Source organism: Streptomyces sp. NPDC004031 (assembly GCF_053604375.1).
The window spans coordinates 1-8,240 of record NZ_JBSGHL010000113.1; the positions used below are offsets into that span (position 1 = coordinate 1).

The following is an 8,240-nucleotide window of genomic DNA, read 5'->3' on the forward strand; positions in this document are numbered from 1 at the left end:
GCCGCGGGGCCGTCGGCCCGCGGGCCGTCCGGGGCCGCCGCGGGGTCGTCGACGCCGGCCGCCGGGCCGTCCGGCTTCGTGCCGGGGTCGTCGGACGGACCGGTCAGCGCGGCGAGTTCGTCCAGGACCGTGGTGACCGTCGTCATGCGGACCAGGGACGAGTCCGGGACCGTCGCCCCGTAGCGGGATTCCAGCTGGTGGACCAGCCAGGCCAGCTCCATCGAGTCGACGGTCTCGGGGACCTCCTCCGGCGGGCGGTCGCCGAAGGCCGCGAGGATCGCGAGGATCTCGGCGCGGCCCGGCGCGGCGGGCGACGGCGGTGGCACCTGCGGCGGCGAGGGCTGCGGCACGGCCGCGCTCACTGGCCCGCGGCGGGGGCCGACGCGATCCGGGCGGCCAGCGCCGCGCCGAACTCGCCCAGCGTCATCGTGCCGAGCTGCTCGGCCTCGTCCTCCTCGAAGACGACGCCGAACCGTTCCTCCGCGCGGATGCCCAGCTCGGCCAGGGCGAGCGACTCCAGGTCGATGCCGGCCGGGCCGAGCGGGGTGTCGTCGTCGACGTCGGCGACGCTGTAGTTCATCTCGCTCAGCGCTTCGAGCACGAACGCGCGGATCTCATCGGTGGACATCTCGGTGGACATCGCGGGGGCTCCCTCTGCGGTGGCTTGCGTGACGGCGGCGGTGCTGACGGTGTGGCGCTGGCGGTGACGGGTGCCGGGACGGCGGGTCACCCGGCGGGCGGCCGGTCCGGCGGCGGTTCGGCGGACGCGGACGCGGTGGTGGCAGCGGTGGGGTTCGGGGCCGCGGTGGCGGCCGCGCGCAGCACCGCGAGGTCGCGCACGAGCTTCCCCGTGGCGGTGCGCGGCAGTTCGTCGACGACGTGCAGCAGCCGCGGCCGTTTGTACGGGGCCAGCCGCTCCTGGAGCCCGGCCTCGACGCGGCCGCGCGCGTCCGGCGCGCGCAGGACCGTGTAGGCCTCGACGGAGGAGCCGAAGACCACGACCGCGTCGGCGACGTCCGGGAGTTCGGCCAGGGTGTGCTCGACCTCGGTGAGATCGACCTTGAGGCCGCCCACCGACACCTGCGAGTCCCGCCGGCCGAGCACGCGGATCCGCCCGGTGGCCGGATCGACGCTGCCGCCGTCGCGGGTGTGCAGCCAGCCGTCCGACCAGCGGTCCGGGTCGTCGAGGCCGATGTAGGGCGACCGCTCGGTGGCGATCAGCAGCTCGCCGCCCGCCTCCCGTACGGAGATGCCCGGTGCGGGCGTGACCTCGGGGCGGTGCTCGCCGAACAGGTCGGTGGCGATGACGCCGACCTCGGTCATCCCGTACATGCTGCCCAGCCGCACGCCGTAGCGGTCGGTGAAGGCCTCGTGCACACGGGCCCGCACCAGCTCACCGCCGGTCGTCATGCCGGTGAGCTGCGGCAGCCGCGGCGGCCGCGCGACCCAGCTGAGCAGTTCGATGTGGAAGGGCACGCCGAGCAGCGTGGTCGGTTCGGGCCCGGCGGCGACGGTGGCGAGGATGCCCTCGGCGGAGGCGCGCGCGGGGAAGGCGAGCCGCACCCCCGCGGCCAGGCTGTGCAGCAGGCCGCCGACGAGGCCGAGGACGTGGACCATGGAGGCCATCGAGACGATGCGTTCACCGGCTCGCGGCACCCCGTCGATCCGTGCGTAGCGGCCGATCTCGGCGACGAGGTCGGCGGCCGTCCGGCCGATGATCTTCGCCGGTCCGGTGGAGCCCGAGCTGAGCTGCACCAGCGCGTGCGGGGTGCGGGCGGGCAGTCCGCCGGCCCGCGCGCGGACCACCGGGTGCTGCTCGTGGTAGCCGCGGGCGGGCCCCGGCCCGACGGGCTCGGCGGTCACCACGACCTGGGCGGCCAGCCGCTCCAGCGCGCGCCCGGTCTCGTACGGGGTGAGCCGGTGGTCGAGCAGCGCGACCTGCGCGCCGCCGCGCCAGCCCGCGAGCAGGTCGGTGACGAGCGCGAGCGAGGGCGCCAGGCACAGCGCCGCGGTACCGCCCGCGCGCAGTCCGGCGGCGGCGAGTTCGGTCTGCCGTTCCCGGACCAGGCGGCGCAGCTCGGCCCGGGTGACGGGCGCGTCGAAGACCAGGCAGACGTCGGCGCCGGGCCCGGCGAGCAGGACGTCGTCCACCCAGGAGCTGTCCCAGGAGCCGTCCCAGGACCCGTCCCGGCCTTCCCAGGGTGTCGTCGAGGCAGCCTTCATGAAGAACCCGGACCCCTTTCATGATTCCCGGTCTGGTGGTTTCCCGGCGGTCCGCCGCTCCCGGTTTCCCGGTCCGCCGGCGAATCCGGCCCGTGCGGGCCGGACCGCGCCGGGGCAATCGGAATGGTCCAGATCAATAGCGGGCCGACCGAAATTCCCACGCCGAACTTTCAACTCAGAATTCCGCGCTGTCAAGCCCCGCTCCGGTCTGCGGCGACAAATTCCTCATCAATCCCTGCTGTATCGATCCGTCACACGCGACACAAATCTTCTCGTATTGACGATCCGCGACGCCCGCCGCTAGCATGGCCGCTCATTGGCCAACTGCCGTGATCCGGCTGGAAGTTGGCAGCTCAGAACGGCACCGCCACTTGCAGGTGATCCCCCAGTCGCCCTCACGGCTCGGTGGTCCCATTTCCGCGGCCGCCCTCCCGGCCTGCGTTTTCGCGCCCTCCTGCGCGCTTCTCACCGCACCGCCGTCCTGCACGATCCCCCACGTCCTGCTCCTGCGCTGCACCAACTCCGCTTCTCCTGCGTTCCGCACTTCTTGCACGCACTTCCGGGGCAACATGTGCACCGCTCCCGGTTTCCTTATTCACGTGCCCGTGTCCCGGCCGCCGTATCCCGCGGTGCCGCCGTCGGCCCGGTGCATGCTTGCCCACGTTATTCCGCTTACCGCATTCCCGATTCCGCATGCTCTTTTTCCCGAGGATTGGCCGCCATTGGAACCTGGGACCGGCGCCGGCCTGAACACGGCCGTGGAGCGCTACTACGACATCACGCTCGATCTCTACGAGGACCTGTGGGGAGAACACGTCCACCACGGTTTCTGGGATCCGGGGGAAATACCCGGCGCCAATGGCGCCGACCGGCACGCCGCCACCGACCGGCTGGTGCGTGAACTGGTCGAATTCACCGGTGTCCCGCCCCGCTCGACCGTCCTGGACGTCGGCTGCGGCATCGGCGGTCCCGCGCTGCACCTCGCGGGCGCGATGGACTGCACCGTCGAGGGCGTCACGCTGAGCGCCCGGCAGGCGGCCAGGGCCGGGGAGAAGGCGCAGGCCGCGGGGCTGGCCGGGCGCGCCCGCTTCCATCAGCTGGACGCGCTCTCCACCGGCTTCCCGGACGCGTCCTTCGACGTGGTCTGGGCGCTGGAGAGCCTGATGCACCTGTCCGACCGCCCGGCCTTCTTCGCCGAGGCGCTGCGCCTGCTGCGCCCCGGCGGCATCCTCGCGGTGGCCACCTGGTCGGTGCGCGACGGCGAACTGGCCGACGACGAGCGCGACCTCGTACGGCAGATCCTCCAGCACCAGGTCATGCCGCACTTCTCGTCGCTGGAGGAGCACGAGCGGCTCGCCCGCGCGGCCGGTTTCGCGGAGGTCGCCACGGTCGACTGGAGCAACGCCGTCGCCAACTCCTGGGATCCGTCCTTCGCGCAGATCGCCCGCTACGACCGGGGCCGTACCGAGATGCGCCGGCTGGCCCGCGAACGCGGCGTGGACGTGCTGGGCTTCTTCCACGCGGGGCCGCTCATGACCAAGGGCTTCGAGACCGGCGTCATCACCTACGGCGCCCTGCGGGCCGTCAAACCCGCGACCGCCGCGTCGGACGCGGCGGCGGACACGGACGCGCTCGTACGGCCCGTCGCGGACCTGCTGCGGCGGATCACCGGCGAGGACGCCGCGTGGCTGGAGGCCGTGACACCCGCCAGCCGGGTGGACGGCGACCTGCTCGTCGAGAGCCAGGAACTCGCCGCCTGGAGCGCCGCGCTGCGGGAGCGCTACGGCGAGCGCGTCGATCTCGCCGGGCACGTCGCCGGGCTGGACATCGACGCGATCGTCGAGCTGACGGTCGGCGATGTGGCCGCCTACGTGGCCGCCCACCGCGATTCCCACGCCGACCGGCCCGCCGGCCGCGACGCCGACCGACCCGGTGACGCAGAGGGCGACCGCGGCACCGTTCCCGCGAAGAGCGGCTGATGGGCCGCTACCTCTTCGTCTCGCTGCCGCTGAGCGGGCATGTGCACCCGCTCGCCGCGGTGTCGAAGGAGCTGGTCGCACGCGGCCACGACGTGCTGTGGGCCGGGTCGGAGTCCTTCCTGCGGCCGGTGCTCGGGCCGGACGCCGCGATCGCGCCCATCCCGCTGCGGGCGCACCGCGGGCAGGCCGACCGGGGCATGGCCGCGGCGAAGTCGCGCTGGGAGGGCTACATCGTCCCGCACGCCCGGGTGACGCTGCCCGGCATCGAGCGGGCCGTCGCCGCCTTCCGGCCGGACGTCCTCGCCGTGGACCAGCACGCCGTGGCCGGCGCCGTGGCGGCGCACCGCGCCGGGCTGCCCTGGGCGAGTCTCGCGCCGACCACCATGGAGCTGACCCGGCCCTACCGGGCGCTGCCGCTCGTCGAGGCGTGGATCCACGAGCGGATGGCGGAGATCTGGACGGCCGCCGGGATGCCCGGCCGCCCGCCGCACGACCTGCGCTTCTCCCCGCACCTGCTGGTCGGCTTCACGGGCGAGGCGCTCAACGGCCCGCTGGACTGGCCGGACAACGCCCGGCTGGTCGGCCCGGCGCTCGCCGCCCGGCCCCCGGACACCTCCTTCCCGTGGGAGTGGCTGGACCCGGCACGCCGTCATGTGCTGGTCACCGTCGGCACCCTGGCGCTGGACCTCGCCGAGGACTTCCACGCCCGGGTCGTCGAGGCACTGCGCCCGATCGCCGGGAGCGTCCAGGCGATCGTGATCGCCCCGGACGGCACGGTGCCCGGCGCGCCCGGGGCCGATGTGCTGGTACGGCCGCGGGCCCCGGTGCTGGAGCTGATGCCGCGGCTGGACGCGGTGGTCAGCCACGGCGGGCTCAACACCGTCTGCGAGGCGCTCGCGCACGGTGTGCCGCTGGTCGTCGCGCCCATCAAGGGCGACCAGCCGCTCAACGCCGCCCGGGTCGCGGCTGTCGGCGCGGGACGCCGGGTCAGATTCCCCAGCGCCCGCCCGGAGGAGCTGCGCGGCGCGCTGCTCGCCGTGCTCGACGACCCGTCCTACCGCGCCGCCGCCGGACGGGTCCGCGACTCCTTCGCCGCCGCGGGCGGCGCCGCGGCCGCCGCCCGGCACCTCGAAGGACTCCTGGCCGCACCACCCGAACCACGCTCCGCCGCAAGGGAGATGACGACGACGTGAAGACGCTCCGCGACACCTGGCTGGTCTTCCAGCGGCACATGCTGCTGCTGTCCCGGTCGCCGCTGTCCATCCTGCTGGGTGTGGCCCAGCCGGTCATCTACATGGCGCTGTTCGCGCCGCTGCTCAAGCCCGCGCTGGCGTCCATGGGCGCCGACTCGATGACCGACGCCTACCGCATCTACGTCCCCGGCATGCTCGTCGCGCTCGCGCTCGGCGGCGGCCTCTACGTCGGCTTCGGTCTGCTCGCGGAGCTGGCGTCCGGCGTCGTGGAGCGGGCCCGGGTGACGCCGGTGAGCCGGGTGGCACTGCTGCTCGGCCGGGCGCTGCGCGATGTCGTGGTGCTGGTCGTCCAGGCGGCCGTCATCATCGTGCTGGCGATGCCGCTGGGCCTGTTCGTGCACATCACCGACCTGCTGCTGGCGTACGCGCTGCTCGCCCTCATCACGCTGACCAGCTCCGCGGTGTCGTACGGGATCGCGCTCAAGGTGAGCAATCCCAACGCGCTGGGCCAGGTGGTCAACAACATCGCGCAGCCGCTCATGCTGCTGTCCGGCACGCTGCTGCCGCTCGCACTCGCCCCGCTGTGGCTGCGCCGGATCTCGGACTGGAACCCCTTCAGCCGCGCGGTCGTCGGCATGCGCGCGCTCTTCGCCGGGCACGCCGGGGACTCCTCGGTGTGGCAGAGCATCGCGCTGCTGGCCGCGGTCGCGCTCGTCGCCCTGGCGTGGTCGGCCCGGCTGTTCGCCCGCTCGGTGCGCTGACCGCGCCGCCCGCCCCCGCCGTACCCCCGCACCGCACACACCCCCGAGCACGACAAGGACGCCTCGATGATTGAGACCAGGGACCTGCGGAAATCCTTCCGCACCGGGCGGCGCCGCTCGTCCACGACCGTGGAGGCGGTCACCGGCCTCGACCTGACCGTGGCCGCGGGGGAGATCTTCGGCTTCCTCGGCCCGAACGGCGCGGGCAAGACCACCACCCTGCGGATGCTCGCCACCCTGCTGCCCCCCGACGGCGGCGACGCCGTCGTCGCGGGCGCCGACCTGCGCACCGCGCAGGCCCAGGTGCGGCGCAGCATCGGCTACGTCGCCCAGGGCGGCGGCACCTGGGACGACGTCACCGCCCGCGAGGAACTCGTCCTCCAGGCGCGGATGTTCGGCTCCTCCCGGGCCGAGGCGCACGAGCGCGCCGCCGAGGCGCTGGACGCCTTCGACCTGACCGGCTACGCGGACCGGAACTGCCGCACCTACTCCGGCGGCCAGCGGCGCCGGGTGGACATCGCGCTCGGCGTCGTCCACCGGCCCAAGGTGCTCTTCCTGGACGAGCCGACCTCGGGTCTGGACCCGCAGAGCCGCGCGCACATGTGGGACGAGATCCGCCGGCTGCGCGCCGACGGCATGACGGTCTTCCTCACCACGCACTACCTGGACGAGGCCGACGCGCTGTGCGACCGGATCGCCATCATCGACGGCGGCCGGACCGTCGCCGAGGGCACCCCGGCCGAGCTGAAGCGGCAGATCGCGGGCGAGGTCGTCACCCTGGAGGTCGCCGACCACCCGGCGAAGGCCGCCGAGGTGCTGGCCGGCCTGGAGTGCGTGCGCTCCGCCGAGGTGCGCGACGCCGGCGACCTGCGGCTCGCGGTGGACGCGGGCGAGACGGCCATGCCGCGCATCATGCGCGCCCTCGCCGACGTCGGGGTGGAGCTGGCGACGATCGAGCTGCACCGCCCGACGCTCGACGACGTGTTCCTGGCCAGGACCGGCCGCTCGCTGCGGGAGTCCTGACCCATGGAGCACACCGCGACGACGGGGGAGAAGCCGATGGAGCAGCGGGCAGCCGACCGGAGCCGTACCGTACGGCGGGCGGTGGTCACCGGCGGGGCCGGGTTCGTCGGCTCGCACCTGTGCGACCGGCTGCGGGCCGAGGGCGCCGAGGTCGTGTGCGTCGACAACCTGCTCACCGGCAGCACCGACAACCTCCACGCCCGCACCGGCGACCCGGGCTTCACACTGGAGGTCCGCGACGTCTGCGAGCCCTTCGACGTGGCGGGGCCGGTCGACCTGGTGGCGCACCTGGCCTCCCCGGCCTCCCCGCTGGACTACGCCCGGCACCCCCTGGAGACGCTGCGGGCCGGCTCCCACGGCACCGCCAACGCCCTGGACCTCGCCCACCGCAAGGGCGCCCGCTTCCTGCTCGCCTCCACCTCCGAGGTCTACGGCGACCCGCTCGTCCACCCGCAGTCGGAGAGCTACTGGGGCAACGTCAACCCGGTCGGCCCGCGCAGCCAGTACGACGAGGCCAAGCGCTACGCCGAGGCCCTCACCACCGCCTACCGCACCACGCTCGGTGTGGACACCGTCATCGTGCGGCTGTTCAACACCTACGGCCCGCGGATGCGGCGCGGGGACGGCCGGGCGGTGCCCGCCTTCGTGACCCAGGCGCTCGCCGGGGAGCCGCTGACCGTCGCCGGGGACGGCTCGCAGACCCGCTCGCTGTGCTACGTCGACGACACCGTGGCGGGGCTGCTCGCCGCCGCGGCGTCCGGGCACCCCGGGCCGGTCAACCTGGGCAACCCGGTGGAGCTGACCATCCTGGAACTGGCCCGCCGCATCCGCGACCTGTGCGGTTCCGACTCGCCGGTCGGCTTCGTGCCGCGCCCGGTGGACGACCCGGGACTGCGCCGGCCCGACATCGCGCTGGCCCGCGCGGCGCTGGGCTGGCAGCCGGTGGTGGACGTCGACAAGGGTCTGGCGATCACCGTCGAGTGGTTCGCCCGCCCGCTCGCCGGACAGCAGGCGGGGCCCCGGGCCTGAAGCCCGGGGCCCCCCGGGGGGCCGCACCGGGG

The 8,240-nt window shown here is 74.2% G+C and carries 8 protein-coding genes; 5 read left to right on the forward strand and 3 right to left on the reverse strand.

Annotated features, from left to right (window positions below; translation table 11 throughout):
• The 3 genes from ACWERV_RS36095 to ACWERV_RS36105 form a co-directional block, all read right to left on the reverse strand.
• Nucleotides 1-350: hypothetical protein (locus tag ACWERV_RS36095; protein WP_452941063.1), on the reverse strand; the 350-nt coding region annotated here is incomplete at its 3' end.
• Between the two features lie 8 nt (nucleotides 351-358).
• Nucleotides 359-640, reverse strand: coding sequence for an acyl carrier protein (locus ACWERV_RS36100; RefSeq protein WP_398192522.1), 282 nt, complete (start codon nucleotides 638-640; stop codon nucleotides 359-361).
• An 86-nt stretch (nucleotides 641-726) separates the two neighbouring features.
• Nucleotides 727-2,223: a class I adenylate-forming enzyme family protein gene (locus ACWERV_RS36105; protein WP_452941065.1), complete on the reverse strand. Its 1,497-nt coding sequence runs from the start codon at nucleotides 2,221-2,223 to the stop codon at nucleotides 727-729.
• A gap of 722 nt (nucleotides 2,224-2,945) precedes the next feature.
• Here ACWERV_RS36105 and ACWERV_RS36110 point away from each other — a divergent pair.
• The 5 genes from ACWERV_RS36110 (at nucleotide 2,946) to ACWERV_RS36130 (ending at nucleotide 8,208) form a co-directional block, all read left to right on the forward strand.
• Complete coding sequence (locus ACWERV_RS36110; protein ID WP_452941067.1) at nucleotides 2,946-4,202, forward strand: methyltransferase domain-containing protein; 1,257 nt, start codon at nucleotides 2,946-2,948, stop codon at nucleotides 4,200-4,202.
• Nucleotides 4,202-5,395, forward strand: coding sequence for a glycosyltransferase (locus ACWERV_RS36115; RefSeq protein ID WP_452941069.1), 1,194 nt, complete (start codon nucleotides 4,202-4,204; stop codon nucleotides 5,393-5,395). The genes ACWERV_RS36110 and ACWERV_RS36115 overlap by 1 nt, the downstream gene beginning before the upstream one ends.
• Nucleotides 5,392-6,156 (forward strand): ABC transporter permease, encoded by a 765-nt coding sequence (locus ACWERV_RS36120; protein WP_452941071.1) that lies wholly within the window; start codon nucleotides 5,392-5,394, stop codon nucleotides 6,154-6,156. The genes ACWERV_RS36115 and ACWERV_RS36120 overlap by 4 nt, the downstream gene beginning before the upstream one ends.
• A gap of 66 nt (nucleotides 6,157-6,222) precedes the next feature.
• Nucleotides 6,223-7,179: an ATP-binding cassette domain-containing protein gene (locus ACWERV_RS36125; protein WP_452941073.1), complete on the forward strand. Its 957-nt coding sequence runs from the start codon at nucleotides 6,223-6,225 to the stop codon at nucleotides 7,177-7,179.
• 36 nt (nucleotides 7,180-7,215) lie between these two features.
• Nucleotides 7,216-8,208 carry an NAD-dependent epimerase/dehydratase family protein gene (locus ACWERV_RS36130; protein ID WP_452941074.1) on the forward strand — a complete coding sequence of 331 codons (993 nt, stop codon included), beginning with the start codon at nucleotides 7,216-7,218 and terminating at the stop codon, nucleotides 8,206-8,208.
• The last annotated feature ends 32 nt before the right edge of the window (nucleotides 8,209-8,240 follow it).